The organism is Streptomyces sp. S063 (genome assembly GCF_002832675.1).
Classification (GTDB): Bacteria; Actinomycetota; Actinomycetes; order Streptomycetales; family Streptomycetaceae; genus Streptomyces; species Streptomyces sindenensis.
In genome coordinates this window covers 4,605,855-4,630,546 of sequence record NZ_CP021707.1, presented here as the reverse complement: position 1 = coordinate 4,630,546, position 24,692 = coordinate 4,605,855, and the positions used below count along the sequence as shown (strand labels likewise).

33 protein-coding genes are annotated in these 24,692 nt (G+C 68.6%); 8 read left to right on the top strand and 25 right to left on the bottom strand.

The features are described from left to right. Positions 1-73: 73 nt before the first annotated feature. Together CCZ36_RS21610 and CCZ36_RS21605 are read right to left on the bottom strand one after the other, a co-directional pair. On the bottom strand, positions 74-1,066 hold the full coding sequence (locus tag CCZ36_RS21610) for a hypothetical protein (protein ID WP_128818376.1): 993 nt from the start codon (positions 1,064-1,066) through the stop codon (positions 74-76). 356 nt (positions 1,067-1,422) lie between these two features. After that, positions 1,423-1,842 carry an ATP-binding protein gene (locus tag CCZ36_RS21605; RefSeq protein WP_069736471.1) on the bottom strand — a complete coding sequence of 140 codons (420 nt, stop codon included), beginning with the start codon at positions 1,840-1,842 and terminating at the stop codon, positions 1,423-1,425. A 141-nt stretch (positions 1,843-1,983) separates the two neighbouring features. Between CCZ36_RS21605 and CCZ36_RS21600 the strand changes: the two genes are divergently transcribed. From CCZ36_RS21600 to CCZ36_RS21570, 7 genes are all read left to right on the top strand, one after another. After that, a complete protein-coding gene (locus tag CCZ36_RS21600; protein ID WP_069736470.1) occupies positions 1,984-2,826 on the top strand; it encodes a helix-turn-helix domain-containing protein in 843 nt (280 codons plus the stop codon). Then, positions 2,823-3,014: a DUF397 domain-containing protein gene (locus tag CCZ36_RS21595; RefSeq protein ID WP_069736469.1), complete on the top strand. Its 192-nt coding sequence runs from the start codon at positions 2,823-2,825 to the stop codon at positions 3,012-3,014. Before CCZ36_RS21600 ends, CCZ36_RS21595 begins: the two co-directional genes overlap by 4 nt. Positions 3,015-3,017: 3 nt before the next feature. Continuing rightward, entirely contained in the window at positions 3,018-3,416 is a 399-nt protein-coding gene (locus tag CCZ36_RS21590) for a VOC family protein (RefSeq protein WP_069736468.1), read from the top strand. A gap of 137 nt (positions 3,417-3,553) precedes the next feature. Beyond that, a complete protein-coding gene (locus CCZ36_RS21585; protein WP_128818375.1) occupies positions 3,554-4,222 on the top strand; it encodes an RNA polymerase sigma factor in 669 nt (222 codons plus the stop codon). Continuing rightward, on the top strand, positions 4,210-5,202 hold the full coding sequence (locus CCZ36_RS21580) for a CU044_5270 family protein (RefSeq protein ID WP_128818374.1): 993 nt from the start codon (positions 4,210-4,212) through the stop codon (positions 5,200-5,202). Before CCZ36_RS21585 ends, CCZ36_RS21580 begins: the two co-directional genes overlap by 13 nt. A 145-nt stretch (positions 5,203-5,347) precedes the next feature. Beyond that, positions 5,348-6,343: a type I pantothenate kinase gene (gene coaA, locus CCZ36_RS21575; protein ID WP_069736463.1), complete on the top strand. Its 996-nt coding sequence runs from the start codon at positions 5,348-5,350 to the stop codon at positions 6,341-6,343. A gap of 26 nt (positions 6,344-6,369) precedes the next feature. After that, positions 6,370-7,335, top strand: coding sequence for a DUF389 domain-containing protein (locus tag CCZ36_RS21570; protein WP_128818373.1), 966 nt, complete (start codon positions 6,370-6,372; stop codon positions 7,333-7,335). Between the two features lie 32 nt (positions 7,336-7,367). On the opposite strand, the gene glmM is transcribed toward CCZ36_RS21570, so the two are convergent. From glmM to CCZ36_RS21550, 4 genes are all read right to left on the bottom strand, one after another. After that, positions 7,368-8,726: a phosphoglucosamine mutase gene (glmM, locus tag CCZ36_RS21565; protein WP_128818372.1), complete on the bottom strand. Its 1,359-nt coding sequence runs from the start codon at positions 8,724-8,726 to the stop codon at positions 7,368-7,370. Positions 8,727-9,001: 275 nt separating this feature from the next. Further along, the gene (rpsI, locus tag CCZ36_RS21560; RefSeq protein WP_010058767.1) at positions 9,002-9,529 is read right to left on the bottom strand and encodes a 30S ribosomal protein S9; all 528 of its coding nucleotides are present in this window, start codon (positions 9,527-9,529) and stop codon (positions 9,002-9,004) included. A 43-nt stretch (positions 9,530-9,572) separates the two neighbouring features. Continuing rightward, positions 9,573-10,016 carry a 50S ribosomal protein L13 gene (gene rplM, locus CCZ36_RS21555; protein ID WP_069736460.1) on the bottom strand — a complete coding sequence of 148 codons (444 nt, stop codon included), beginning with the start codon at positions 10,014-10,016 and terminating at the stop codon, positions 9,573-9,575. Positions 10,017-10,401: 385 nt separating this feature from the next. Continuing rightward, complete coding sequence (locus CCZ36_RS21550) at positions 10,402-12,021, bottom strand: ABC-F family ATP-binding cassette domain-containing protein (RefSeq protein WP_069736459.1); 1,620 nt, start codon at positions 12,019-12,021, stop codon at positions 10,402-10,404. A gap of 67 nt (positions 12,022-12,088) precedes the next feature. On the opposite strand from CCZ36_RS21550, the gene CCZ36_RS21545 reads away from it, so the two are divergent. Next, on the top strand, positions 12,089-12,940 hold the full coding sequence (locus tag CCZ36_RS21545) for a hypothetical protein (RefSeq protein ID WP_079149497.1): 852 nt from the start codon (positions 12,089-12,091) through the stop codon (positions 12,938-12,940). Positions 12,941-12,987: 47 nt separating this feature from the next. On the opposite strand, the gene truA is transcribed toward CCZ36_RS21545, so the two are convergent. From truA to rplX, 19 genes are all read right to left on the bottom strand, one after another. After that, on the bottom strand, positions 12,988-13,842 hold the full coding sequence (gene truA / locus CCZ36_RS21540; protein ID WP_128818371.1) for a tRNA pseudouridine(38-40) synthase TruA: 855 nt from the start codon (positions 13,840-13,842) through the stop codon (positions 12,988-12,990). 92 nt (positions 13,843-13,934) lie between these two features. Then, positions 13,935-14,438, bottom strand: coding sequence for a 50S ribosomal protein L17 (rplQ, locus tag CCZ36_RS21535; protein WP_069736456.1), 504 nt, complete (start codon positions 14,436-14,438; stop codon positions 13,935-13,937). Between the two features lie 173 nt (positions 14,439-14,611). Beyond that, complete coding sequence (locus CCZ36_RS21530) at positions 14,612-15,634, bottom strand: DNA-directed RNA polymerase subunit alpha (protein WP_003966937.1); 1,023 nt, start codon at positions 15,632-15,634, stop codon at positions 14,612-14,614. A gap of 137 nt (positions 15,635-15,771) precedes the next feature. Then, positions 15,772-16,176, bottom strand: coding sequence for a 30S ribosomal protein S11 (gene rpsK / locus CCZ36_RS21525; protein ID WP_003956432.1), 405 nt, complete (start codon positions 16,174-16,176; stop codon positions 15,772-15,774). Positions 16,177-16,280: 104 nt separating this feature from the next. Further along, positions 16,281-16,661, bottom strand: a complete 381-nt coding sequence (rpsM, locus tag CCZ36_RS21520) for a 30S ribosomal protein S13 (protein ID WP_006126897.1) — start codon at positions 16,659-16,661, stop codon at positions 16,281-16,283. A gap of 194 nt (positions 16,662-16,855) precedes the next feature. Next, entirely contained in the window at positions 16,856-16,969 is a 114-nt protein-coding gene (gene rpmJ / locus CCZ36_RS21515) for a 50S ribosomal protein L36 (RefSeq protein ID WP_003956441.1), read from the bottom strand. A gap of 59 nt (positions 16,970-17,028) precedes the next feature. Further along, on the bottom strand, positions 17,029-17,250 hold the full coding sequence (gene infA, locus CCZ36_RS21510; RefSeq protein ID WP_003956442.1) for a translation initiation factor IF-1: 222 nt from the start codon (positions 17,248-17,250) through the stop codon (positions 17,029-17,031). 181 nt (positions 17,251-17,431) lie between these two features. Then, positions 17,432-18,268 (bottom strand): type I methionyl aminopeptidase, encoded by an 837-nt coding sequence (map, locus tag CCZ36_RS21505; RefSeq protein WP_006126895.1) that lies wholly within the window; start codon positions 18,266-18,268, stop codon positions 17,432-17,434. 130 nt (positions 18,269-18,398) lie between these two features. Next, positions 18,399-19,058 carry an adenylate kinase gene (locus CCZ36_RS21500; RefSeq protein ID WP_069736455.1) on the bottom strand — a complete coding sequence of 220 codons (660 nt, stop codon included), beginning with the start codon at positions 19,056-19,058 and terminating at the stop codon, positions 18,399-18,401. After that, positions 19,058-20,371 carry a preprotein translocase subunit SecY gene (gene secY / locus CCZ36_RS21495; protein WP_128818370.1) on the bottom strand — a complete coding sequence of 438 codons (1,314 nt, stop codon included), beginning with the start codon at positions 20,369-20,371 and terminating at the stop codon, positions 19,058-19,060. Before secY ends, CCZ36_RS21500 begins: the two co-directional genes overlap by 1 nt. Before the next feature lie 391 nt (positions 20,372-20,762). Further along, on the bottom strand, positions 20,763-21,218 hold the full coding sequence (rplO, locus tag CCZ36_RS21490) for a 50S ribosomal protein L15 (protein WP_003966942.1): 456 nt from the start codon (positions 21,216-21,218) through the stop codon (positions 20,763-20,765). Between the two features lies 1 nt (position 21,219). Next, the gene (gene rpmD, locus CCZ36_RS21485) at positions 21,220-21,402 is read right to left on the bottom strand and encodes a 50S ribosomal protein L30 (RefSeq protein WP_003966943.1); all 183 of its coding nucleotides are present in this window, start codon (positions 21,400-21,402) and stop codon (positions 21,220-21,222) included. After that, the gene (rpsE, locus tag CCZ36_RS21480) at positions 21,402-22,004 is read right to left on the bottom strand and encodes a 30S ribosomal protein S5 (RefSeq protein ID WP_006126891.1); all 603 of its coding nucleotides are present in this window, start codon (positions 22,002-22,004) and stop codon (positions 21,402-21,404) included. The genes rpmD and rpsE overlap by 1 nt, the downstream gene beginning before the upstream one ends. Before the next feature lie 47 nt (positions 22,005-22,051). Next, positions 22,052-22,435, bottom strand: a complete 384-nt coding sequence (gene rplR / locus CCZ36_RS21475; protein ID WP_018490822.1) for a 50S ribosomal protein L18 — start codon at positions 22,433-22,435, stop codon at positions 22,052-22,054. 2 nt (positions 22,436-22,437) lie between these two features. Then, a complete protein-coding gene (rplF, locus tag CCZ36_RS21470; RefSeq protein ID WP_128818369.1) occupies positions 22,438-22,977 on the bottom strand; it encodes a 50S ribosomal protein L6 in 540 nt (179 codons plus the stop codon). A gap of 21 nt (positions 22,978-22,998) precedes the next feature. Then, complete coding sequence (gene rpsH / locus CCZ36_RS21465; protein WP_003966947.1) at positions 22,999-23,397, bottom strand: 30S ribosomal protein S8; 399 nt, start codon at positions 23,395-23,397, stop codon at positions 22,999-23,001. Between the two features lie 224 nt (positions 23,398-23,621). Beyond that, the gene (locus CCZ36_RS21455) at positions 23,622-23,807 is read right to left on the bottom strand and encodes a type Z 30S ribosomal protein S14 (protein ID WP_003948630.1); all 186 of its coding nucleotides are present in this window, start codon (positions 23,805-23,807) and stop codon (positions 23,622-23,624) included. A gap of 2 nt (positions 23,808-23,809) precedes the next feature. Next, on the bottom strand, positions 23,810-24,367 hold the full coding sequence (gene rplE, locus CCZ36_RS21450; protein WP_006126888.1) for a 50S ribosomal protein L5: 558 nt from the start codon (positions 24,365-24,367) through the stop codon (positions 23,810-23,812). After that, positions 24,367-24,690, bottom strand: coding sequence for a 50S ribosomal protein L24 (rplX, locus tag CCZ36_RS21445; protein WP_003966949.1), 324 nt, complete (start codon positions 24,688-24,690; stop codon positions 24,367-24,369). Before rplX ends, rplE begins: the two co-directional genes overlap by 1 nt. Between the last annotated feature and the right edge of the window lie 2 nt (positions 24,691-24,692).

Genomic DNA, 24,692 nt, shown 5'->3' with positions numbered 1-24,692 from the left:
CCGGCGCTTTCTCCTGCTCCCCGCGTCCACCTGGCTCATCCGTACGGGCATCACTGCTTTCCTCTTTCCTGGGTCACGCGCTCAGCAGCCGATCGTCGCCGTACGCACGCGCGTCGCGGCACCCACGGCAGCACCCCGGCACGGACGACCGGAAGGCCCGGTCGCAGTCGTCGCAGTTCTGGAGCGGGACGGTCGGCTCGGCGGCGGGCAGGGGCGGCGGGAGCAGCGTGGCGAGCCGGTGCCGCAGCAGTTTGGCGGGATGCCGGAGGGGAACGGGCGGATCATCGGTGATCGCCGCCCGTACGGCATCCGGCCGCGCCCCGCGCTCCAGCCAGGCGGCGACGCCCGGGACGAGCCCGCGCACGTCCTCCTCGGAGAGGAGGAACAGGGGCGCGGCCCGGGGGAGCCCGGCGAGCAGATCGGCCGCCGCCGCGTACAGGGCCTCGGTGGGCCGCTGCGGGACGGGCAGCGTGACGCGCGGTTTACGGGGAGCGGTGGGCGTCGGCACGAGACGGGGAGCGGGGGCGGGCTCGACCGGCACGGGGACGGGCGCGGGCACCGGCTCCGGCACGGCTACGCGCACGGGCTCAGCCACCGGTGCGGGCACAGGCCCAGGCCCAGACCCAGCTGCGGGCACAGGCCCAGCCGCAGGCACCGGCACAGCCGCACGCGCCGGAACCGGCACAGCCACGCGCTCCCGTCCCCTCCCGCGCCCCCGGGCCGCCGCCTCCGGGTGGTTGTACGACTCCGTACGCGTGGCCAGCTTCCCGCCTCCGACCCGCTCCCGGGTGCGGCGCAGAAACCCGTGCTGCTCCAACTCCCGCAACGCGGCGGCGATACGGGTCTCGCTCTCCGGGAAGACCGCGGCGAGCGCCTTCACGCCGACGCGCCGCCCGTCGGGCAGCGACTGGATGTGAGTGCCGAGGCCGATGGCCAGCAGGGACATGCCGCGGTGCTGGGAGAGCCGGTTGGAGATGATCGTGTAGCCGTCGGTGAGCCGGATGTTGATGTGTACGACTCCGGCGGACGGAGGGCGCGGGGGAGCGCTAACCTGCTGGGTATCCATCGGGAAGCTCCTACTTCCTCGGTGGTCAGGCCTTCGGTCGGGATGCCAGTCCCGGCCGGGGGCCGTCTCAATGTCTGGGGTGGTGGTCAGCGTGAGCATATGCCCGCCAACAGGTCATAAATCCAGCCCGGTTGGCACACTTCACCCATGTGAGTGATCGCGCCTCCCCCGAGCTGACCGGGGCCCGCAGAGGTCCACGAGGGGGGTTGGGTCGGGTTGTTTCTCCAGTGATCAAAGACACGTACTCAAAAGCTTTTACGTCGTGGGCCACCACGTCGCGGTTGACCGCGTCGCGGTGACCCACGCCCCGGTGACCCACGTTCCCGGGGCCTCTCCCGCCCACCGGATCGCGACCGTCACGATCCGGTGAGCGCCACCTCGGCCCAGACCGTCTTGCGCGGGAACGGCCCGTGTTCCGTACCCCACCGCACCGACAGCGCCTCGACGAGCAACAGCCCGCGCCCGCCCTCGGAGTCCGCGTCCGGGTCGCGTTTCTCCGGGAGGCGGTCACCCCGGGTGTCGGCGACCTCGATCCGCAACACGTCGTCGTACACGCTCAGCACGATCCGGAAGTCGCGTCCGGGGACGTACCCGTGCAGGGCGGCGTTGGTCGCCAGCTCACCGATGACGAGGCTCGCGTCCTCCAGCGGCAGCCCCCAGGAGCGCAGTTGCTCGGTGGCGAGCAGGCGGGCGAGTCGGGCGCCCCGGCGGGTGGCGGAGAGCTGGACGGCGAACTGTCCGGTGCGTGCACGCGGTTGGGTGATTTTTCGGTTCACGTCACTCAGCGTGGCCGCCCGTACCTACGCTGAGAAGCACTGACACGGGTACGGACCGTCACTGTCCCTGGCGTGTACGGGCCTGTCCCCGTACGTACGGTGCCCACCGCGCGGGCGCACGGATGAAGGCGGGAACGGCAGATGATCGACGGAACCGAAGAGGACCACGAGTTCGGCCTGGAGGACGACTCCGGCGCGGTCATCGCGGCCGTGGGCCGGCAGATCAAGCTGTGGCGCGAGGAAGCCGGATTACGCGCCGCCGAGCTGGGCTCGATCATCGGGTACAGCGAGAACCTGGTCTTCAAGGTCGAGGGCGGGCGGCGCATCCCGAAGCCGGAGTTCCTGGACAAGACGGACGATGCCGTCGGGGCGAACGGCAAGATCTCGGCGATGAAGAAGGACGTGGAGGAGGCGCGGTACCCGAGGAAGGTCCGCGACCTGGCGAAGCTGGAGGCGGAGGCGATCGAGATCGGGTCGTACGCCAACGGCGTGATCGACGGGCTGCTCCAGACCGAGGAGTACGCCCAAGCTCTGTACCGCGAACGGCGGCCCGCGTACGCAGAGGACGACATCGAGCGCTTGGTGGCCGCCCGGATGGCCAGGCAGGTGGTCTTCGACCGCCGCCCCGCTCCCCTGCTGACCTTTGTCCAGGAAGAGGCGACGCTCCGGCGGCGGACCGGAGGCAGAATGGTCCTGCGACGCCAGCTCGAACATCTGCTTGAGTTGAGCCAGTTGCGGCATGTCGAGATCCAGGTCATGCCGATGGAGGCGGAGGAGCACGCGGGTCTGGGCGGCTCGCACCGCGTCCTTAAGCTCACGGACGGAAAGACCGTCGGGCTCAACGAGGTTCAGCTCATCAGCGGGCTGATCAGCGATCCGAGGCAGGTGCAGATCCTGGAGATGCGCTACAACCTCATCCGGTCGCAGGCCCTCACGCCCCGGCTGTCGCGGGAATTCATCGAGAAACTGCTGGGAGAGACATGAGCACCCCTGAGCTGACGTGGTTCAAGAGCAGCTACAGCACCAACGATGGCCCCTCCTGCGTCGAGGTCGCCGCCGCCCCCACCACCATCCACGTACGCGACTCCAAGCAACTCCCCACGGGCGGCCCGCGCCTCGGCTTCACGCCCGCCGCCTGGGCGGACTTCGTCACGTACGCGTCGGAGGCCTGAGCCATGTCCGTACAGCCGGTCGTCCGCATCAAGGACTTCGACCACCTCGTCCTCAACGTCGGCGACGTCGAGCGAGCCCTTGAGTTCTACTGCGGGCCGCTCGGCCTGGAGCCGGTCCGGGTGGAGGAGTGGCGGGCGGGCAAGGTCCCGTTCCCGTCGGTCCGGGTCAGCCCGACGACGATCATCGACCTGCTGGACCGTCCGCGCGGCGAGTCGAACGTGGATCACATCTGCCTCGTCGTCGATCCGCTCGACTGGCAGGAGGTCATCGACTCCGGGGTGTTCACGGTGAAGGAGGGCCCGGTCCCCCGCTTCGGGGCCCGGGGTTCGGCCACCTCGGTCTACGTCCTCGACCCGGACGGCAACACGGTAGAACTGCGCTGGTACCCCCAGGACGCGTGAGACGAGGCCGGGCCCGCAGTCCGCTGCGGCCCGGCCTCCTCCGTCGTGGGGGGCCGCCGTTCACTCGTGAACCATTCCGTCCGCTGCGGACAACAGGGGGGTGACAGACACACCGACCGACGCACCCTGGAGGCGCAGTGACCGGACCACCTCCGGCCCGCCCGGGCACCGCGGGCGAGGGCAGAGGCGACGGCAGGGACGACGCCGACGTCATCGCCCAGTCGCTCGACGAGCCCGAACTGTTCGCCGGGCTCTACGACCGGCACGCCCCGGACATCCACCGCTACGCCGCCCGCCGCCTCGGGGAGGGCGCGGCGGACGACATCACGGCGGAGACGTTCCTCATCGCGTTCCGCACCCGGGCCCGCTACGACACGGCCCACCGGCTGGCCCGGCCCTGGCTGTACGGCATCGCGGCCAACCTGATCGGCAAGCACCGCCGTACCGAGGTGCGCGCGCTGAAGGCGCTGGCCCGGACGGGACACGACCCGGTCGCCGCGTCGTGGAGCGACCGCTCGGACGACCGGATCGCCGTGCAGGCCCCGCTCGCGGGGGCGCTGTCCGCGCTGTCGCCCGGTGACCGGCACGTTCTGCTGCTGGTCGCGTGGGCGGACCTCGGCTACCAGGAGGTGGCCGAGGCCCTGCGGATACCGCTGGGCACGGTGAGGTCCCGGCTGAACCGGGCCCGCCGCAAGGTCCGCGCGTCCCTGAGCACCGACCCCGCGTTCACATCCGCGCTCGACTCGGCGCTCGACGCGTCGCCCGCCACGGCCGGACAGGAGCTGAGCCCGTCATGGACGAAATGACCCGGCTGCGGGAGCTGCGTGCCGACGCCCCCGTACCCGACCGCGCCACACTGGCCCCCGGCCGCGAGCGGCTGACCGACGCCATCGAGGGCAGGAGCCGCCGCACGCTCCGGCTGCGGGCCGACTGGCGGATCGCCTCGCTCGGCGCGGTGGTGGCGATCACCGCGGCGGCGCTCTTCGTGACGCAGATCGTCGACACCTCGGACCCCCGCCAGTCGGGCCCGGCGACCGTGGCGGGCGACCTCGACCTGTCGAGCCCGGCCGCCGCCCTGGGGGAGGCCGCCGACTACCTGGAGCGGCAGGAGGTGCCTCCGGAACCGCGGTCGGACCAGTGGATCTACCTCCGGGAGGAGAACCCGGAACAGGAGAAGCAGTGGAAAGAGATGCCCGCCGACATCCGGAAGACGATGCCGTGGTCCTACAGCCCGGACTCCTGGATCCCGTACGACGACAAGGCCGCGGAGAACGACGAGTCCGACACGGACTACCGGACCGCCCGCGAGTCCTACCGGATCGCCGCCGGCCTGCCGGAAGACCCGGAAGCACTCCTCGCGGAACTGCGGAAGGTCTTCCCCACCGGCGACGGGTCCAACGGACCTCGGGAGGACGAGGACGCCCACAGCTTCCGCGCCCTGACCGTCCTCTTGCAGTCGTACCCGCTGCCACCTGACGCGCTGGCCCGGATCTACCGGGCGCTGGCCACGATCAAGGGCATCGGCGTGACCGACCACCTGATCCGTGACGCCGGCGGCCGCCAGGTCATCGCCGTCACCCGCGCGTACGACCGGAACACCCGGAGCGAGATCTTCATCGACCCGGTGGACTACAGCTACGCGGGCCAGCGCGATGTCGTCACCAGGACTCACGAGGTCACCGGCCCCGAGGGCATCGAGCCGATCGCCTACCAGCGCGGCGACATCCTGCTGGACGTCGCGAGGACCAGGGCGGCCGTGGTCGACGCCAAGGGCCAGAAGCCCTGACCGTACGTCCCACACGAAGCCCGGGCGTGGGCCCGGTGTCCGGCACAGGGGAGCGGACACCGGGCCCACGGCCGTTTCCCGGGGGCCGCCACCCACGTGACCGACCCCACCCCCCACTCCGTCAAAACTCCCGCAACAATGAAGGGTGATCACTTCGCCCGCACGGAGCCCCCAGCGCCGCACCGAGCATGCGCCGACCCCGTACGTCGACCTCTCGCGCGACGAGTGGAGCGCCCTGCGGGACAAGACGCCGCTGCCGCTGACCGCCGACGAGGTGGAGCGGCTGCGAGGGCTCGGGGACGTCATCGATCTGGACGAGGTGCGGGACGTCTATCTGCCGCTCTCCCGGCTGCTCAACCTGTACGTCCAGGCCACCTCCGGGCTGCGCGGCGCGCTGAACACCTTCCTGGGGGACGCCGGGAACGGGCACGGGGCGCAGCGCGGGACCCCGTTCGTCATAGGGGTCGCGGGCAGTGTCGCCGTCGGGAAGTCCACCAGTGCCCGTATCCTCCAGGCGCTGCTGGCCCGCTGGCCCGAGCACCCGAGGGTCGAGCTGGTGACGACGGACGGGTTCCTGCTGCCGATGAAGGAGCTCAAGGCGCGCGGGCTGACCTCGCGCAAAGGGTTCCCGGAGTCGTACGACCGGCGGGCCCTGACCCGGTTCGTCGCGGACATCAAGGCGGGCAAGGACGAGGTGACCGCGCCCGTCTACTCGCACCTGATCTACGACATCGTCCCCGGCGAGCGGCTCACCGTGCGCCGCCCCGACATCCTCATCGTCGAGGGCCTCAACGTCCTGCAGCCCGCCCTGCCCGGCAGCGACGGCCGGACCAGGGTCGGGCTCGCCGACTACTTCGACTTCAGCGTGTACGTCGACGCGCGCGCCGAGGACATCGAGACCTGGTACCTGAACCGCTTCCGCAAGCTGCGCGCCACGGCGTTCCAGGACCCGTCCTCGTACTTCCGCAAGTACACCCAGGTCTCCGAGGAGGAGGCACTGGACTACGCGCGCACCATGTGGCGGACCATCAACAAGCCGAACCTCCTGGAGAACGTGGCTCCGACGCGCGGCCGTGCCACCCTGGTGCTCCGCAAGGGCCCGGACCACAAGGTCCAGAAGCTGTCCCTGCGCAAGCTCTGACCTTTCGGCCCGGAAGGGCGTGCCGCGTGCTGCACCTGCGTCTGATCGTGCCCGCCGACACCACGGAGGAGGTTGTCGCCCTCCTGGGGTCCACCGTCGGCACCGCCCACCTCGTGGTCCTGCCGGGCGCCGCCCGCTCGCCCGCGGGGGACGTCGTGATGTGCGACGTGGCGCGCGAGGCCGGCGACGAGCTGATCGAGGCGCTGCGCCGGCTCGGCATCGAAAGGACCGGGGCGATCAGCGTCGAGAACCTCGACCTCACCCTCTCCTCGCACGCCGACAGAGCCGAGCGCGAGGCCCCGGGCGACAGCGCCGACGCGGTGCTGTGGGAGGAGCTGACGGAGGCGACGCACGAGGAGTCGACGTTCTCCCTCACCTACGTCTCCTTCCTCGCCCTCGCCACGATGCTCGCCGCCTGCGGCGTGATGCTCGACAACGCGGTGCTGATCGTGGGCGCGATGGCGGTCGGCCCGGAGTTCGGCCCGCTGGCCGGGATCTCCACGGCCGTCGTCCAGCGCGCCCCGCGCCTGGTCGCCCGCTCGCTGTGGGCGCTGATCGGCGGCTTCGCGCTGGCGATGATCGTGACGGCCGGGTTCGCCTGGCTGCTGGACGCGTTCGGCCTGTTCACCCGCGACATGATCGACAGGCCCCGGCCGAACACCGGCTTCATCTGGCACCCGGACCGGATGTCGTTCGTCGTCGCGTTCCTGGCCGGCGTCGCCGGGACCCTCTCCCTCACCTCGGCGAAGTCCGGGGCCCTGATCGGCGTGGCGATCTCCGTGACGACGGTCCCGGCCGCCGCCAACGCGGCCGTCGCGTTCAGCTACGCCGACTACCAGCAGACGATCGGCTCGGGCCAGCAGCTCCTCGCCAACCTCGGCGGCATCGTCCTGGCGGGCACGCTGACGCTGCTGCTCCAGAAGGGCCTGTGGAAGCTCCGGCGTACGCGAAAGCCCCCGGCGAGCACGCCGGGGGCCTCGGTGGGAGCGTGACGGACCGCTGACGGGCCGTATGGCTCAGGGCGTCACCCCAGCGCGGACTTCACCACATCGGCCAGCCGGCCCGCGACGGCCCGCGCCTGCTCGATGTCGGCGGCCTCGACCATGACCCGCACCAGCGGCTCCGTACCCGACTGGCGCAGCAGTACGCGCCCGCTCTCGCCGAGCTCGTGCTCCGCCTCGACGACCGCCGCGGCCAGCTCGGCCGAGGTGTTCACCCGGGTCTTGTCGACGTCGGGGACGTTGATGAGGACCTGCGGCAGGCGCTGCATGACCCCGGCCAGCTCGGCGAGGCTCCGCCCGGTGGCGGCGACGCGGGCGGCCAGCATCAGGCCGGTCAGCGTGCCGTCGCCGGTCGTGGCGTGGTCCAGGACGATGACGTGACCGGACTGTTCGCCGCCCAGCGCGAAGCCCTCGGCCTTCATCGACTCCAGGACGTACCGGTCGCCGACCGCCGTCTGGACGAGCCGGATGCCCTCGCGCTCCATGGCCAGCTTGAAGCCGAGGTTCGACATGACCGTGCCGACCACGGTGTCCTTCCGCAGCTGCCCGGCCTCCCGCATGGCGAGGGCCAGCACGGCGAGGATCTGGTCGCCGTCGACCTCCTCGCCCGCCGCGTCCACGGCCAGGCAGCGGTCGGCGTCGCCGTCGTGCGCGATGCCGAGGTCGGCCCCGTGCTCGACGACGGCGGCGCGCAGCAGCTCCAGGTGGGTGGAGCCGCAGCCGTCGTTGATGTTGAGGCCGTCCGGGTCGGCCCCGATGGTGACGACCTGGGCGCCGGCCCGTGCGAACGCGGCCGGCGAGACCCGGGCGGCGGCGCCGTGCGCCTCGTCCAGGACGACCTTCAGACCGTCGAGCCGGTTGGGGAGGACACCGATGAGGTGGGCGACGTACCGGTCGAAGCCCTCCGCGTAGTCGGAGACCCGGCCGACGCCGGCGCCGGTCGGGCGGTTCCACGGCTCACCGTTGCGGTGCTGCTCGTAGACCGTCTCGATCCGGTCCTCCAGCTCGTCGGCGAGCTTGTGGCCGCCACGCGCGAAGAACTTGATGCCGTTGTCGGGCATCGCGTTGTGGCTGGCGGAGAGCATCACACCGAGGTCGGCGTCGAGGGCCCCGGTGAGGTGGGCGACCGCGGGCGTCGGCAGGACGCCGACGCGCAGCACGTCCACCCCGGCGCTGGCCAGGCCCGCCACGACGGCGGCCTCCAGGAACTCTCCGGATGCCCGCGGATCACGTCCGACCACGGCGGTCGGGCGATGGCCCGCGAAGGTGCCTGCCTCGGCGAGTACGTGCGCCGCAGCGACCGAGAGACCGAGCGCCAGCTCGGCCGTCAGATCGGCGTTGGCGACACCCCGTACTCCATCCGTACCGAAGAGTCGTCCCACTGGTGTCCTCCGAAGTGCTCCGAAACCACAAACCACTACTGCACAGCAAACGAACTGAGAAACCAACAACGAAAGCGGCGAAAACCCACAAAAAGGCGTGCCGGACGGCATTGCTCGGGCCCGGCGCGGGCATGGGCGCAGGCTGAACACGGGTACGGCGCCACCGGACCGATGAACGTCTCATGCCGTTATACGCCCGCGAGCGTCGATAAACGAACGCCCCGGCAGCACGGAGTGTGCCGCCGGGGCGAACGTGACAGTCGAGCAGGCGATACTTAGCGCTTGCTGTACTGCGGGGCCTTACGGGCCTTCTTGAGACCGGCCTTCTTGCGCTCGACCGCACGGTCGTCGCGGGAGAGGAAGCCGGCCTTCTTCAGCGTGGCGCGGTTGTTGTCCACGTCCGCCTCGTTCAGCGCGCGGGCCACGCCGAGGCGCAGGGCGCCGGCCTGACCGGAGACGCCGCCACCCGAGATACGGGCGATGACGTCGTAGCGGCCGTCGAGCTCGAGCACCTTGAAGGGCTCGTTGACTTCCTGCTGGTGCACCTTGTTGGGGAAGTAGTCCTCAAGGGTGCGACCGTTGATCTTCCACTTGCCGGTGCCCGGAACGATCCGGACGCGGGCGATGGCGTTCTTGCGACGGCCCAGGCCGGCGGCGGGCTGCGGGTCACCGAAGCGGCCCGCGAGGGACTCGCTGGTGTACTCGCCCTCGACGGGAACCTCGGACTCGAAGGTGGTCACCTCGGCGAAGGTCTCCTCGCCCTCGGTGCCCTCGACGGGGTTCTCAACAGTGGTCTCGGCCACGATTCTCCTCAGATCTTTCTGTACGTCTTAGGGGTGGCCGGAACTACTGCGCGACCTGGGTGATCTCGAACGGGACCGGCTGCTGAGCAGCGTGCGGGTGCTGGTCGCCCGCGTAGACCTTGAGCTTCGAGAGCACCTGACGGCCCAGGGTGTTCTTGGGGATCATGCCCTTGATGGCCTTCTCGACGGCCTTCTCGGGGTTCTTCGCCAGCAGCTCGTCGTAGCGCACCGAACGGAGACCGCCCGGGAAGCCCGAGTGGCGGTACGCCATCTTCTGGGTCTTCTTGTTGCCGGACAGGTGCACCTTGTCGGCGTTGATGATGATGACGAAGTCGCCCATGTCCATGTGGGGGGCGTAGATCGCCTTGTGCTTGCCACGGAGGAGAGTGGCGGCCGTGGTGGCCAGACGGCCCAGGACGACGTCCTGAGCGTCAATGATGTGCCACTGGCGAGTGACATCGCCGGGCTTGGGGCTGTACGTACGCACTTCGTAGCCTTCGCTTCTTCAGTGGATGAGGTCCAGACACATGGCACCCCTGAAGCGATCATGCAGCTGGGGCTCACAATGCCGGGACGCTGCCCGTATGCGAGCCACTGGTAACTGCTCCAGAGAACCTACGTAAGGGCCCTGAGCGCCACGAGGGCGCGGCCGATACGCATAACAAAGGGGAAGCCTACCGTCGACCCCCCGCAGGGGTCAAAACGCCCCTGAAGGCACCAGCCCCGCCGCGCACCTCAGCCCCGCCGGCCGCTTGAGGCGATCCTTTCAGCCCCGCCGCACACCCCAGCCCCGCCGGCGCTTGAGGCGCGGGGGCCTGGGGGCAGCGCCCCCGCAACGGCGCCGCACGGCACCCCGCACCCCGCACCCCGGCTCACCGCGCCCGCTGCACCCTCCGCTCGTCCCACACCGGCTCCCCCGTCTCCCGCACCACCCCGTCCGACCCGAACACCAGATACCGGTCGAACGACTTCGCGAACCACCGGTCGTGCGTGACGGCCATCACCGTGCCGTCGTACGACTCCAGCCCGTCCTGCAACGCCTCCGCCGACTCCAGGTCCAGGTTGTCCGTGGGCTCGTCCAGCAGCAGCGCCGTCGTGCCCGCCAGCTCCAGCAGCAGGATCTGGAACCGAGCCTGCTGCCCACCAGACAGCCGCTCGAAGTCCTGGTCGCCCTGCCGCTCCAGCTCGTACCGCCGCAGCACCGACATCGCCCCGCCCCGGTCCTTGGCGTGCTCGGACCAGAGGATGTCCACCAGGGTCTTCCCCAGCAGTTCCGGATGGGCGTGCGTCTGCGCGAAATGCCCGGGCACCACCCGCGCCCCGAGCTTCCACTCCCCCGTGTGCGCCACCGGCTCCCCCGCCAGCAGCCGCAGGAAGTGCGACTTGCCGGACCCGTTGGAGCCGAGGACCGCGACGCGCTCCCCGTAATAGATCTCCAGGTCGAACGGTTTCATCAGCCCGGTCAGCTCCAGACCCTTGCAGGTCACCGCCCGCACCCCGGTCCGCCCGCCGCGCAGCCGCATGCGGATGTCCTGCTCACGCGGCGGTTCCGGCGGCGGTCCCGCCTCCTCGAACTTCTTGAATCGGGTCTGCATCGCGTGGTAGCGGTTGGCCATGTCCGGGCTGTTCGCCGCCTGCTGCCGCATCCGCAGGACGAGCGCCTTCAGCCGGGCATGCTCCTCCTGCCAGCGCCGCAGCAGCTCCTCGAACCGCGCGAACCGCTCCTTGCGCGCCTCGTGGTACGTGGCGAAGCTCCCGCCGTGCACCCACACGTCGCTCCCCGCCGGGCTCGGCTCGACGCTGACGATCTTCTCGGCGGCCCGGGACAGCAGCTCCCGGTCGTGGGAGACGAAGAGGACCGTCTTACGGGTCTCCTTCAGCTTCTCCTCCAGCCACCGCTTCCCCGGCACGTCCAGATAGTTGTCCGGCTCGTCCAGGAGCAGCACCTCGTCGGGCCCGCGCAGCAGCGCCTCCAGCACCAGCCGCTTCTGCTCGCCACCGCTGAGCGTGCGCACCTCGCGCCACTGCGCCTTCTCGTACGGGACGCCCAGCGCGGCCATCGTGCACATGTCCCAGACGGTCTCGGCCTCGTACCCGCGCGCCTCCGCCCAGTCGCTCAGTGCCTGCGCGTACGCCATCTGCGCGGCCTCGTCATCGACGGTGAGGATCTTCTCCTCGGCCGCGTCGACCGCCTTCGCCGCCTCCCGGATCCTCGGCTGTGAGACCGACACCAGCAGATCCCGTACGGTCCGCTCGTCCCGCACCGAGCCCACGAACTGCGGCATCACCCCGAGCCCGCCGCTCACCGACACCGTGCCGCCGTGCGGCTGGAGCTCGCCGGCGAGAAGGCGCAGCAAGGTCGTCTTGCCCGCGCCGTTCGCCCCGACGAGCGCGACGACCGCCCCGTCGGCCACCCGGAACGAGGCATCGCCGAGCAGCACCCGCCCGTCCGGAAGGTAGTACTCAAGATGGCCCGCTTCGAGATGTCCCATACCGAGCATTGTCACGGTCCACGAACTCCTGGCCCAACCGGTTTACCTCACCCCCTAAACTGCGCGCATGAGCTTTGGGCAAGGGGGGGCCTCCTGGGGGCCCGGGGGTGACGGGACACCGGACTGGGCGGCGCTGGCGGATCAGTCGGCCGCGCGGGCCCGCCGCAAGAGACTGCTGATGATCGGCGGCGGGGCCCTGGCCACCGTCGCGATCGGCGCGATCGTGACCACCGCCGTGGTCACATCGAACGGCGGCGGCACCGGCAAGGCCGACAAGAACGCGAGCCAACTGCCCGCCCCCGCCGACCTCCCCGAGGACACCTCCGCGCCCCAGCCCTCGTTCTCCTCGGTCGCCCCGCCGCCCCCGCCGGACCCCAAGGACTTCATATCCAGCGCCGAAAAGGACAAGGCGCCGGTCACCGTCGACGGGTTCTTCCCCGGCAAGAAGCTCACCATGGGCGACCGCGTCCACCTCAAGGGCGCGACGAGCAGCTCCGCGAAGTGCGCCACCGGCACCCAGGGTGCCCTCGGCTCCGTCCTGACGAACAACGGCTGCACGCAGCTCATCCGGGCCACCTACCGCAAGGACGGGGTGGCCGTCACGGTCGGCGTCGCCGTCTTCGCGACGGAGGCCCGCGCGAAGAAGGCCGTCGACCAGGCATCCGGCGGTCTCGCCTCGCTCAGCGGCGGAGGCGTCGACACCTTCTGCCGGGGCGGCACGGTCTGCCTGCGCACGTCCAACTCGTACGGCCGCTACGCCTACTTCACCATCGGCGGCTTCCTCGACGGCAAGCGGGTCACCACCGCCGACGAGAACGTCTACGCGGTCAACAAAGACCTGACGAACTTCACCTTCCGTCAGATCCACCGCCGTGGACAGCTCCAGGCCTCACAGGCCGTCGCCGACCCCAACGGCTGACCGAAGCCGGCCGCCGAACCCCCGAGCGTATGCCCGGGGGTTGAGGATCAGCAGCAGCCCGCACCCGGCAACGTCCGTACGTTTCGCGCCTCTTCGGCCCTCGCTGCCAGCAAGTCGTCCGCCGGGTACGCCACTTCCTCCAGCGTCAGCCCGTGCGGGCGCACCACGTGCACCCCGGGGTCGCGCACCTTCGCCGCCAGCACCTCGGCGGGCCAGGAGGCCGGCCGCCGCCCGTCGCCGACGAACAGTGCCGCCCCGATCAGCGCCCGCACCATGTTGTGGCAGAACGCGTCCGCCTGCACGGTCGCGGTCAGGACCCCGGACTCCGGATCCCGTACCCAGCTCAGCTTCTGTAGCGTACGGATGGTCGTCGCGCCCTCGCGCTTCTTGCAGTACGCCGCGAAGTCGTGCTCGCCGACCATGAGCGCGGCCGCCTCGTTCATCGCGTCCAGGTCCAACGGCCGGTCGTGCCACAGCACATGGCCCCGGGTCAGCGGATCGACCCCGCCGGGCCGGTCGCCGACGCGGTAGGCGTACCGCCGCCACAGCGCGGAGAAACGGGCGTTGAACCCCGGCGGGGCGGGGGCCGCGCGCCAGATCCGTACGTCCAGCGGCAACCGGCCCGCCAGCCGCCTCAGCAGCTTCTCCTCGTGCTCGGCCCAGACCGCCTCCGGCAGATCGACATGGGCCACCTGGCCGCGCGCGTGCACCCCGGCGTCCGTACGCCCCGCCACCGTCAGGTCGTACGTCACCGCGGAACGGGTCACGGTCCGCAGCGCGTCCTCGATCTCCCCCTGCACCGTGCGCCGGCTGGTCTGCTTCGCCCAGCCGGAGAAGTCCTTGCCGTCGTAGGACAGGTCCAGTCGTACCCGTACGAAACCGGGCTCGGCCTGGTCACTCACCGTGTCTCCCTCTCCACACCCTGGTCAGCGAAACGGGCCCGCACCGCCCCGAAGGGTGATGCGGGCCCGTCCCGTGGTCCGTCTCAGAACGCTCAGGCGTCCTTGGACTCCGCGTCGTCGGCCGGCTTGGCGTCCTCGACGGCCTCGGCCGCGGGGGCCTCGTCCTTCTTGAGGGCGTCTTCCTTGACCGCGCGCTTCGTGGCGGCCTCGGCCTCACCGGTGGCCTGCTGGGCCACGGTCAGCGCCTCGACCAGCTCGATGACCGCCATCGGGGCGTTGTCGCCACGACGGTTGCCGATCTTGGTGATACGGGTGTAACCACCGGGGCGGTTCTCGTACCGGGGAGCGATCTCGGTGAAGAGCGTGTGGACGACGCTCTTGTCCGTGATCGTCTGGAGCACCAGGCGACGGTTGTGGATGTCGCCCTTCTTCGCCTTGGTGACGAGGCGCTCGGCGACGGGGCGCAGGCGGCGGGCCTTGGCCTCGGTCGTCGTGATGCGGCCGTGCTCGAACAGCGACTTCGCCAGGTTCGCGAGAAGCAGCTTCTCGTGAGCGGCGCTACCGCCGAAACGGGCTCCCTTGGTGGGACGCGGCATGGTGTTTCTCCTTGTGTGCTGCACCGGCCGTATCAGGTACCGGTGTCAGTTCCCGTGCGGCGGACGCCCCACGGAAGTCGTAGCTGCCGTTCGGGCCTGATACATCAAGCCCGTCCGGCGATGGAGGACGAAGCCTCAGCCCCGGCCAGGGGCACCCCCAGCCGGGAGGGGACTCAGTACTGCTCGGTCTCCACGAAACCGGCGTCCGCGTCGTCGTCGGCACCGAAGGCGTCGGCGGCGGCGGTCGGGTCGAAGCCGGGAGGCGAGTCCTTCAGCGCGAGGCCCATACCGGCCAGCTTCGCCTTGACCTCGTCGATCGACTTCGCACCGAAGTTGCGGATGTCGAGCAGGTCCGCCTCGGAACGGGCCACGAGCTCACCCACGGAGTGGATGCCCTCGCGCTTGAGGCAGTTGTACGAACGGACCGTGAGCTCCAGCTCCTCGATCGGCAGAGCCAGATCGGCGGCGAGAGCGGCGTCCGTCGGGGACGGGCCCATGTCGATGCCCTCGGCGTCGATGTTGAGCTCGCGCGCCAGACCGAACAGCTCGACCAGGGTCTTACCGGCCGACGCCATGGCGTCACGGGGACGCATGGCCTGCTTGGTCTCGACGTCGACGATCAGCTTGTCGAAGTCGGTGCGCTGCTCGACACGGGTCGCCTCGACCTTGTACGTGACCTTGAGCACCGGCGAGTAGATGGAATCGACCGGGATACGGCCGATCTCCTGGCCGACCTGCTTGTTCTGGACGGCGGAGACGTAGCCGCGACCGCGCTCGACGGTCAGCTCCATCTCCAGCTTGCCCTTGCCGTTGAGCGTGGCGAGAACGAGGTCGGGGTTGTGCACCTCGACACCGGCCGGGGGCGCGATGTCGGCGGCGGTGACCAGACCCGGGCCCTGCTTGCGCAGGTACATCACGACCGGCTCGTCGTGCTCCGAGGAGACGACCAGCTGCTTGATGTTCAGGATGAGGTCGGTGACGTCCTCCTTAACGCCCGGCACGGTGGTGAACTCGTGCAGGACACCGTCGATCCGGATGCTGGTGACAGCGGCACCGGGGATCGAGGAGAGGAGCGTACGGCGGAGGGAGTTGCCGAGGGTGTAACCGAAGCCCGGCTCCAGCGGCTCGATCACGAACCGGGAGCGGAACTCGTCGACGACCTCTTCGGTCAGCGACGGACGCTGAGCGATAAGCATGCGGTGATCCTTCAGTCGTGGGCACCCACTATTTGATGCCCGACAGATGTAACAAGGGTACGGGCGGTACGCCCCGTAAGAGGTGTACCGCCCGGACCCGGCGCTACTGACGCACGGCCGTCACCGGCCGTAGCGGGTCAGACGCGACGACGCTTCGGCGGACGGCAGCCGTTGTGCGGCGTCGGGGTGACGTCCTGGATCGAACCGACCTCCAGGCCGGTGGCCTGGAGCGAACGGATCGCGGTCTCACGGCCGGAGCCGGGACCCTTGACGAAGACGTCGACCTTACGCATGCCGTGCTCCTGCGCGCGGCGGGCGGCCGACTCGGCGGCCATCTGCGCGGCGAAGGGGGTGGACTTGCGCGAGCCCTTGAAGCCGACGTGGCCGGCGGAGGCCCAGGAGATCACGTTGCCCGAGGGGTCCGTGATCGAGACGATGGTGTTGTTGAACGTGCTCTTGATGTGCGCGTGGCCGTGAGCGACGTTCTTCTTTTCCTTGCGACGCACCTTCTTGGCTGCGCCCTGACGACCCTTGGGGGGCATGTCTTGACTCCAGATGGAGAGGGGAGGTGATCGGTCCTACAGCGAAGACCGCTGGTTGCTGCGTGCTCCGGAAGACCGGAGATCGGCAGTGCGTCCGCTGAGGACTACTTCTTGCCCGGCTTCTTCTTACCGGCGATGGCGCGACGCGGGCCCTTGCGGGTACGCGCGTTCGTGCTGGTGCGCTGACCGTGGACGGGCAGACCACGACGGTGGCGGATGCCCTGGTAGCAGCCGATCTCGACCTTGCGGCGGATGTTCGCCTGGACCTCACGGCGGAGGTCACCCTCGGTGCGGAGGTTGGCGTCCACGTGCTCGCGGATCTTGACGAGGTCTTCCTCGGCCAGGTCACGAACGCGGGTGTTCGGGTTCACGCCGGTGGCGGCGAGGATCTCCTTGGACCGGGTGCGCCCGATACCGAAGACGTAGGTGAGGGCGACCTCCACGCGCTTTTCGCGCGGGATGTCAACACCTGAAACGCGTGCCATTCAATGGCTCCAGTTGTTAGATCGGGGGTCTTCCGCAGTGCCACTCCCGACCGCCGACCGCTCCCGAGGAGCAGTGGTACGTCCGGGTCCCCGGCCCCCGCCGGAGGTGTCGTCAGCCGTGGCTTGGACGGGTACTGCGTATGTACGTATTACGTGCGTCGCGCGAAGAACTGCGAGATGCAGGCGGTCGTGCGTCAGCCCTGGCGCTGCTTGTGGCGCAGGTTGTCGCAGATGACCATGACCCGACCGTGACGGCGGATCACCTTGCACTTGTCGCAGATCTTCTTGACGCTCGGCTTGACCTTCATGGGATGTCAGGTTCTCCGGGTCAGTGCCATCACCCGCCGAAACGAGGTGCGGGCAAGATCTACTTGTAGCGGTAGACGATCCGGCCACGCGTGAGGTCGTACGGAGAGAGCTCCACCACAACCCGGTCATCGGGGAGGATACGGATGTAGTGCATCCGCATCTTGCCGCTGATGTGCGCCAGGACCTTGTGACCGTTCTGGAGCTCCACCTTGAACATTGCGTTCGGGAGGGACTCGATCACGGTGCCCTCAATCTCGATGGCACCTTGCTTCTTGGCCACGCTTCGCCTTTCGAATCGGCTACCTTGATCGGCTCCCGCCATCCGTGCCCGCCATGCGTTTGCATGTGGACACACGGATGCACCAGAGCCGACGAGTCAGTCTACGTCAGCGGACTCCAAAAGACGAATCCGTCAAGTTTGCCCAGCCGGAGTGATCCTTAGACCTTCCGGAAGGGTCGCATCACCCGAGAGGGTCGGGAGCGGCCTCGATGCCGTACTCCGCGAGCTTCGCCCTGCCGCAGTCCGGGGAGGTCAGGACCAGCGGGCCCTGCTCGGTCAGCGCGATGGAGTGCTCCCAGTGCGAGGACCAGGTGCCGTCCGTCGTGATGACCGTCCAGTCGTCGGCGAGGGTCTCCGTCCGCGCCGTGCCGAGCGAGACCATGGGCTCGATCGCCAGGCAGACGCCCGGGACCAGCTTGATGCCCTTACCGCGCTTGCGGGAGACGTAGTTCAGCAGATGCGGGTCCATGTGCATCTCGGTGCCGATGCCGTGGCCGCCGAAGTCCTCGATGATCCCGTACTTCCCGGTCGCCGGGCGAGGCTGGCGGCGGATGTAGGTCTCGATGGCCCGGGAGATGTCGACGAGCCGGTTGTTCACCTTCATCGCGGCGATCCCGGCCCACATCGACTCCTCGGTCACCCGGGAGAGCTCGACCAGCTCCGGAGCGTGACCGGTGCCCACGAAGGCGGTGTAGGCCGCGTCACCGTGCCAGCCGTCCACGATCGCGCCGGCGTCGATCGAGATGATGTCGCCGTCCTTGAGGACCGTCTTCTCGTCCGGAATGCCGTGGACGACGACCTCGTTGACCGAGGTGCAGATGGTCGCGGGGAACCCGCCGTACCCGAGGAAGTTCGACTTGGCGCCGTGGTCGGCGATCACCTTGCGGGCGACCTGGTCCAGGTCGTGCGTGGTGGCCCCGGGCACGGCCGCCTCACGGGTGGCGGCGTGAATGGCAGCGACCACCAGGCCCGCCTCGCGCATCTTCGCGATCTGCTCGGGGGTCTTGATCTGCACCATTGCTCGGCGCCTCTCTGCATCGACGGTGACGGGTACGGCTCGGCGTGTTCAACGATACGGGGGCAAGCAGTCGGCCGCGGCGCCCAGAGGCGCCGCGGCCGGCTTGCACAGCGGGTGGTACGGGGGACGCTCAGCCCTCGTCGGAGGGCTTCAGCGCCTCCATGGCGCGGGCGGTCACGTCAGCGACCTCGCCGAGCGCGGAAATGGTCACCACCAGGCCCTGGGCCCGGTAGTAGTCGATGATCGGCTCGGTCTGCGTGTGGTAGACCTCCAGCCGGGTGCGGACCGTCTCCTCGCTGTCGTCGTGACGCTGGTACAGCTCGCCCCCGCAGACGTCGCAGACGCCCTCGGTCTTCGGCGGGCTGTACGACAGGTGGAAGACGTGCGAACTGTCCTTGCGGCACACGCGGCGACCCGCGATCCGCTTTACGACCTCGTCCTCGGGGACCTCCAGGTCGAGAACCGCGTCGAGCTTCACGCCCTCGTCCTTGAGCATCACGTCAAGGGCTTCGGCCTGGCCCACGTTCCGCGGGAAGCCGTCCAGCAGGAAGCCGTTCACGGCGTCCGACTGGGACATGCGGTCCTTCGCCATCCCGATGGTGACTTCGTCCGGCACCAGCTGACCCGCGTCGATGTAGGCGCGGGCCTGCTTGCCAAGGTCGGTGCCCTGGCTCATGTTGGCGCGGAAGAGGTCACCCGTGGAGATGTGCGGAATCGAGAGGTTGTGGGCAAGGTACGCAGCCTGCGTTCCCTTGCCGGCACCAGGAGGCCCGACGAGGACGATGCGCATCAGCGGAGGAACCCTTCGTAATTGCGCTGCTGGAGCTGACTCTCGATCTGCTTCACGGTTTCCAGACCCACACCCACGATGATGAGGATGCTCGTCCCGCCGAACGGGAAGTTCGCGTTGGCACCGCCGAAGCCCGCCAACGCCATCGTCGGCACAAGAGCGATCAGGGCCAGGTACAGCGAGCCTGGCCAAGTGATCCGGTTGAGCACGTAGCTCAGGTATTCGGCAGTAGGACGACCTGCGCGGATACCCGGGATGAAGCCACCATACTTCTTCATGTTGTCGGCGACCTCGTCGGGGTTGAACGAGATGGCCACGTAGAAGAAGGCGAAGAAGACGATCAGCAGGAAGTACGCCACCATGTAGATCGGCTCGTTCTGCTTCACGAAGTTGTCCGTGATCCAGGTGGCCCAGCCCGCGTTGGAGCCGGAGAACTGGACGATCAGCGCCGGGATGTAGAGCAGCGACGAGGCGAAGATGACGGGAATCACACCCGCCTGGTTCACCTTGAGCGGGATGTACGTGGACGTACCGCCGTAGGACCGGCGGCCGATCATGCGCTTCGCGTACTGCACCGGGATGCGGCGCTGGGCCTGCTCGACGAAGACGACGAGCCCGACCATCACGAAGCCGATGAGGATGACCGTGCCGAACTCGATCCAGCCGTCGGCCAGCTTGCCGCTCTCCTTGATGGCCCACAGGGCGCCGGGGAACGTGGCGGCGATCGAGATGAACATGAGGATCGACATGCCGTTGCCGATGCCGCGGTCGGTGATCAGCTCACCGAGCCACATGACGGCGGCCGTACCGGCGGTCATCGTCAGGACCATGATGATCGTGGTGAAGACCGACTTGTCCGCGACGATCTGGTCGCCCACGGAACAGTTCTGGAAGAGCGCGCCGCTGCGGGCGGTGGCGACGAGGCCCGTGCCCTGGAGGACGGCCAGCGCGACCGTCAGATAACGCGTGTACTGCGTGATCTTCGCCGTGCCGGACTGCCCCTCCTTCTTCAGGGCTTCCAGGCGCGGGATCACGACGGTCAGCAGCTGCAGAATGATGCTGGCCGTGATGTACGGCATGATGCCGAGCGCGAAGATGGTGATCTGCAGCAGGGCGCCACCGCTGAACATCTGCATCAGACCGAGGAGACCACCCGAGTCCGCCTGGTCGATGCACTGCTGGACCTTCGTGTAGTCGACGCCGGGAGCCGGGATGTGCGCCCCGAGCCGGTAGATCACGATCATGCCGAGCGTGAAGAGCAGCTTCTTGCGCAGGTCGGGCGTCTTGAACGCTCGGGCGAACGCGGTGAACACGGTGCCTCCTGCGACCCCCGCGCTATGCGTCAGAGGCGACGGGTCTGGATGGGACTGGATGGGATCGGATACAAGGCAGCCCTACATCGTAAGGAGGCCACAAAAGATTAACGGCGCTACCCTACCCGGCTCGGGACTGAGCAGGAAACACGCACCGCACACCGGTGCGCGGCCCGCTCCCCGGCCCGCGCCGCGAAAGACCGGCCAAGCCACACCATTTGGGACGTGAACGCCCCTCCGCTCCCCCACCGCCGGTGCGGTGGACACTCGTTCAACCTTTCCCGAGCCTTTACGGTTCCCGTACATCGCACCGAAATGGCCCCGGGCACGAAAAAGCCTGGCCGGCCACCTCCGAAGAGGCGGCCGGCCAGGCTCAGTTCTGTCCCGCGGCTCAGACGAGCTCGGTGACCGTACCGCCGGCGGCGGTGATCTTCTCCTTGGCGGAGCCGGAGACGGCGTCAACCGAAACCTGCAGCGCCACGGAGATCTCGCCCTGTCCGAGGACCTTGACGAGGTGGTTGTTGCGCACGGCGCCCTTGGCGACCAGGTCGGCCACCGTGACCTCTCCACCCTCGGGGTAGAGCGTCGCGAGCTTGTCCAGGTTCACGACCTGGTACTCCGTGCGGAACGGGTTCTTGAAGCCCTTGAGCTTCGGGAGACGCATGTGGAGGGGCATCTGGCCACCCTCGAAGCGCTCCGGAACCTGGTAACGAGCCTTCGTACCCTTGGTACCACGGCCTGCGGTCTTACCCTTGGACGCCTCACCACGACCCACACGGGTCTTGGCGGTCTTGGCGCCCGGGGCAGGCCGGAGGTTGTGGGCCTTCAGCGGGCTGTTCTCCGCCATGTCAGTCAACCTCCTCAACCGTCACGAGGTGGCGGACGGTGTGCACCATTCCGCGGAACTCGGGGCGGTCCTCCTTGACAACCGAGTCGTTCAGGCGCTTGAGCCCGAGCGAACGCAGGGTGTCGCGGTGGTTCTGCTTGCTGCCGATGTACGACTTCGTCTGCGTGATCTTGAGGCGAGCCATTACGCACCCGCTCCCGCACGCGCACGAAGCAGAGCCGCGGGGGCGACGTCCTCGAGGGGCAGACCGCGGCGGGCCGCGATCTCCTCGGGACGCTGCAGGCCCTTCAGGGCCTCCACGGTCGCGTGCACAATGTTGATCGCGTTGGACGAGCCAAGCGACTTCGACAGGATGTCGTGAACGCCGGCGCACTCGAGCACGGCACGCACCGGGCCACCGGCGATAACACCGGTACCGGGGGAAGCCGGCTTGAGCAGGACGACGCCCGCTGCCTTCTCGCCCGTAATCGGGTGAGGGATGGTGCCCTGGATGCGCGGGACCTTGAAGAAGTTCTTCTTGGCCTCTTCGACACCCTTGGCGATGGCCGCGGGAACTTCCTTGGCCTTGCCGTATCCGACACCGACCGTGCCGTCACCGTCGCCCACCACGACCAGCGCGGTAAAGCTGAAGCGACGACCACCCTTCACAACCTTGGCGACGCGGTTGATCGCGACGACGCGCTCGACGTACGCGGTCTTCTCGGCGGCTGCGCCACCGTCGCGGCCCTTCCGGTCCCGCCGCTCGCCGCCACCGGCACCGCTTCCGCGGCGCTGGGGTCCAGCCATGGGAATTACCTCTCTCTGTTACGTCCGCTGTGCGTAGGAACCGGGGCTTAGAACTTCAGCCCGGCTTCACGGGCGGCGTCAGCCAGAGCGGCAATCCGCCCGGCGTACTGGTTACCACCGCGGTCAAACACGACGGCCTCGACGCCTGCAGCCTTGGCACGCTCGGCGACCAGGGCGCCGACCTGCTTGGCCTGGGCGCTCTTGTCGCCCTCGCCACCACGGATCGAGGTGTCCAGGGTCGACGCCGAGGCGAGCGTGTGGCCCGCGATGTCGTCGATGACCTGGGCCACGATGTGGCGGTTGGAACGCGTCACGACCAGACGGGGTCGCTCCGGCGAACCCGACAGGTGCTTGCGGACGCGGATGTGGCGCCGCTTGCGAGCAGCGCGCTTGTACGCGTCGCCCTTGGCGATCTTCACACCGTATGCCATGGCTACTTACCAGCCTTTCCGACCTTGCGGCGGATGACCTCGCCCGCGTACTTGACGCCCTTGGCCTTGTACGGGTCGGGCTTCCGCAGCTTGCGGATGTTGGCGGCTACCTCGCCGACCTTCTGCTTGTCGATGCCCTCGACGCTGAGCTTCGTGGGCGACTCGACCTTGAAGGAGATGCCTTCCGGAGCCTCGATGAGGATCGGGTGGCTGTAGCCCAGGGCGAACTCCAGGTTGGAGCCCTTCGCCTGGACGCGGTAACCGACACCGCTGATCTCGAGCGCCTTGGAGTAACCCGCGGTCACGCCGGTGATCATGTTCGCCACCAGCGTGCGGGACAGGCCGTGGAGGGCCTTGTTCTGACGCTCGTCGTTCGGGCGGGTGACGTTCAGAACGCCGTCCTCACCCTTGGAGACCTCGATCGGCGCGGCGACGGTGTGCGTGAGGGAACCCTTGGGGCCCTTCACCGCGACCGTACGGCCATCGATGGTGACGTCCACACCGGCGGGAACCTGGATGGGGAGCTTGCCGATTCGCGACATGAGCTTTCCTTCCTTTCCCGACTACCAGACGTAGGCGAGGACTTCCCCACCTACGCCCTTCTTGCCTGCCTGCTGGCCGGTCAGGAGACCGTGGGACGTGGAGATGATCGCCACGCCCAGGCCGCCGAGGACCTTCGGCAGGTTGGTGGACTTTGCGTAAACACGCAGACCCGGCTTCGAGATGCGCTTGATGCCGGCGATCGAACGCTCGCGGTTCGGGCCGAACTTCAGCTCCAGGACGAGGTTCTTGCCGACCTCGGCGTCCTCGACCTTCCAGCCGGTGATGAAGCCCTCCTGCTGGAGGATCTCCGCGATGTGCGACTTGATCTTGCTGTGCGGCATCACGACGGAGTCGTGGTACGCCGAGTTCGCGTTACGCAGACGCGTGAGCATGTCTGCGATGGGATCAGTCATGGTCATGAATTGGCCTTCGGCCTCTCTCGCCGGGGTTTCCTGTATGCGCCATCCCTCTCCCCACTCACTGGCGGGACGGGTGCGGTGCGGGGACCTACGGCGTAGTAAGTCGGTCTTGGGCGGCAGGCGCCCAACCCTTCAAGCCTACGGCATGAAAGGTGGGGCTCCTGCCGACCAGATGCTTACCGAGAGTCTCCGGGAACTTCCAACGCCCAGGGGGCGAAGGAGAGTTACCAGGAGCTCTTGGTCACGCCCGGCAGCTCGCCACGGTGAGCCATCTCACGAAGGCACACGCGGCACAGGCCGAACTTGCGGTAGACGGAGTGGGGCCGGCCGCAGCGCTGGCAGCGGGTGTACCCGCGAACGCCGAACTTCGGCTTACGGGCGGCCTTAGCGATCAGAGCCTTCTTCGCCACGGTCAGTTCTCCTTGAACGGGAAGCCGAGGTGACGAAGGAGGGCACGACCCTCGTCGTCGTTGGTCGCCGTGGTGACCACGGTGATGTCCATGCCCCGGACCCGGTCGATCTTGTCCTGGTCGATCTCGTGGAACATGACCTGCTCCGTGAGACCGAAGGTGTAGTTGCCACGGCCGTCGAACTGCTTCGGCGACAGGCCACGGAAGTCACGGATACGCGGAAGCGCGAGCGACAGCGTACGGTCCAGGAACTCCCACATCCGGTCACCGCGGAGGGTGACGTGGCAGCCGATCGGCTGACCCTCGCGCAGCTTGAACTGCGCGATGGACTTGCGGGCCTTCGTGACGGCCGGCTTCTGGCCGGTGATCGTGGTGAGGTCGCGGACGGCCCCGTCGATCAGCTTGGAGTCGCGGGCGGCGTCGCCCACACCCATGTTGACCACGATCTTGACCAGACCGGGAACCTGCATGACGTTCTCGTACGAGAACTCCTCACGCAGCTTGCCGGCGATTTCCTCGCGGTAGCGCGTCTTGAGACGCGGCGCAGTGGTGGCAGTCATCAGATGTCCTCACCGGTCCGCTTGGCAACGCGGATCTTGTTGCCCTCGTCGTCAAAGCGGTAGCCGACGCGGGTGACAACCTTGTTGCCGTCCTTCTCCACAACAAGCTGAACGTTGCTGACGTGGATCGGGGCCTCGGTGGTCACAATGCCACCCGTCTGCGAACCGCGAGCCGTCTGACCGGCCTTGGTGTGCTTCTTGACCCGGTTGACACCCTCGACGAGGACGCGGTCCTGAGCGGGGTAGGCCACGATGACCTTGCCCTGCTTGCCCTTGTCCTTACCGGTGATGACCTGGACCAGGTCGCCCTTCTTGATCTTCATGC

What these genes read in the sequence shown, in the direction of transcription:
- CCZ36_RS21595 (WP_069736469.1), top strand. Translation starts at nt 2,823, where the DNA reads ATGAGCACCCCTGAGCTGACGTGGTTCAAGAGCAGCTACAGCACCAAC.
- map (WP_006126895.1), bottom strand. Translation starts at nt 18,268, where the DNA reads ATGGTGCAGATCAAGACCCCCGAGCAGATCGCGAAGATGCGCGAGGCG.
- CCZ36_RS21590 (WP_069736468.1), top strand. Translation starts at nt 3,018, where the DNA reads ATGTCCGTACAGCCGGTCGTCCGCATCAAGGACTTCGACCACCTCGTC.
- rpsH (WP_003966947.1), bottom strand. Translation starts at nt 23,397, where the DNA reads ATGACCATGACTGATCCCATCGCAGACATGCTCACGCGTCTGCGTAAC.
- CCZ36_RS21600 (WP_069736470.1), top strand. Translation starts at nt 1,984, where the DNA reads ATGATCGACGGAACCGAAGAGGACCACGAGTTCGGCCTGGAGGACGAC.
- CCZ36_RS21550 (WP_069736459.1), bottom strand. Translation starts at nt 12,021, where the DNA reads ATGGGACATCTCGAAGCGGGCCATCTTGAGTACTACCTTCCGGACGGG.
- rpmD (WP_003966943.1), bottom strand. Translation starts at nt 21,402, where the DNA reads ATGGCTCGCCTCAAGATCACGCAGACGAAGTCGTACATCGGCAGCAAG.
- rplF (WP_128818369.1), bottom strand. Translation starts at nt 22,977, where the DNA reads ATGTCGCGAATCGGCAAGCTCCCCATCCAGGTTCCCGCCGGTGTGGAC.
- CCZ36_RS21500 (WP_069736455.1), bottom strand. Translation starts at nt 19,058, where the DNA reads ATGCGCATCGTCCTCGTCGGGCCTCCTGGTGCCGGCAAGGGAACGCAG.
- rplR (WP_018490822.1), bottom strand. Translation starts at nt 22,435, where the DNA reads ATGGCATACGGTGTGAAGATCGCCAAGGGCGACGCGTACAAGCGCGCT.
- rplX (WP_003966949.1), bottom strand. Translation starts at nt 24,690, where the DNA reads ATGAAGATCAAGAAGGGCGACCTGGTCCAGGTCATCACCGGTAAGGAC.
- rplE (WP_006126888.1), bottom strand. Translation starts at nt 24,367, where the DNA reads ATGACTGCCACCACTGCGCCGCGTCTCAAGACGCGCTACCGCGAGGAA.
- CCZ36_RS21530 (WP_003966937.1), bottom strand. Translation starts at nt 15,634, where the DNA reads ATGCTTATCGCTCAGCGTCCGTCGCTGACCGAAGAGGTCGTCGACGAG.
- rplQ (WP_069736456.1), bottom strand. Translation starts at nt 14,438, where the DNA reads ATGCCGCGTCCCACCAAGGGAGCCCGTTTCGGCGGTAGCGCCGCTCAC.
- rpmJ (WP_003956441.1), bottom strand. Translation starts at nt 16,969, where the DNA reads ATGAAGGTCAAGCCGAGCGTCAAGAAGATCTGCGACAAGTGCAAGGTG.
- rpsK (WP_003956432.1), bottom strand. Translation starts at nt 16,176, where the DNA reads ATGCCCCCCAAGGGTCGTCAGGGCGCAGCCAAGAAGGTGCGTCGCAAG.
- CCZ36_RS21580 (WP_128818374.1), top strand. Translation starts at nt 4,210, where the DNA reads ATGGACGAAATGACCCGGCTGCGGGAGCTGCGTGCCGACGCCCCCGTA.
- rplO (WP_003966942.1), bottom strand. Translation starts at nt 21,218, where the DNA reads ATGGCGGAGAACAGCCCGCTGAAGGCCCACAACCTCCGGCCTGCCCCG.
- CCZ36_RS21545 (WP_079149497.1), top strand. Translation starts at nt 12,089, where the DNA reads ATGAGCTTTGGGCAAGGGGGGGCCTCCTGGGGGCCCGGGGGTGACGGG.
- rpsM (WP_006126897.1), bottom strand. Translation starts at nt 16,661, where the DNA reads ATGGCACGCGTTTCAGGTGTTGACATCCCGCGCGAAAAGCGCGTGGAG.
- CCZ36_RS21610 (WP_128818376.1), bottom strand. Translation starts at nt 1,066, where the DNA reads ATGGATACCCAGCAGGTTAGCGCTCCCCCGCGCCCTCCGTCCGCCGGA.
- rpsE (WP_006126891.1), bottom strand. Translation starts at nt 22,004, where the DNA reads ATGGCTGGACCCCAGCGCCGCGGAAGCGGTGCCGGTGGCGGCGAGCGG.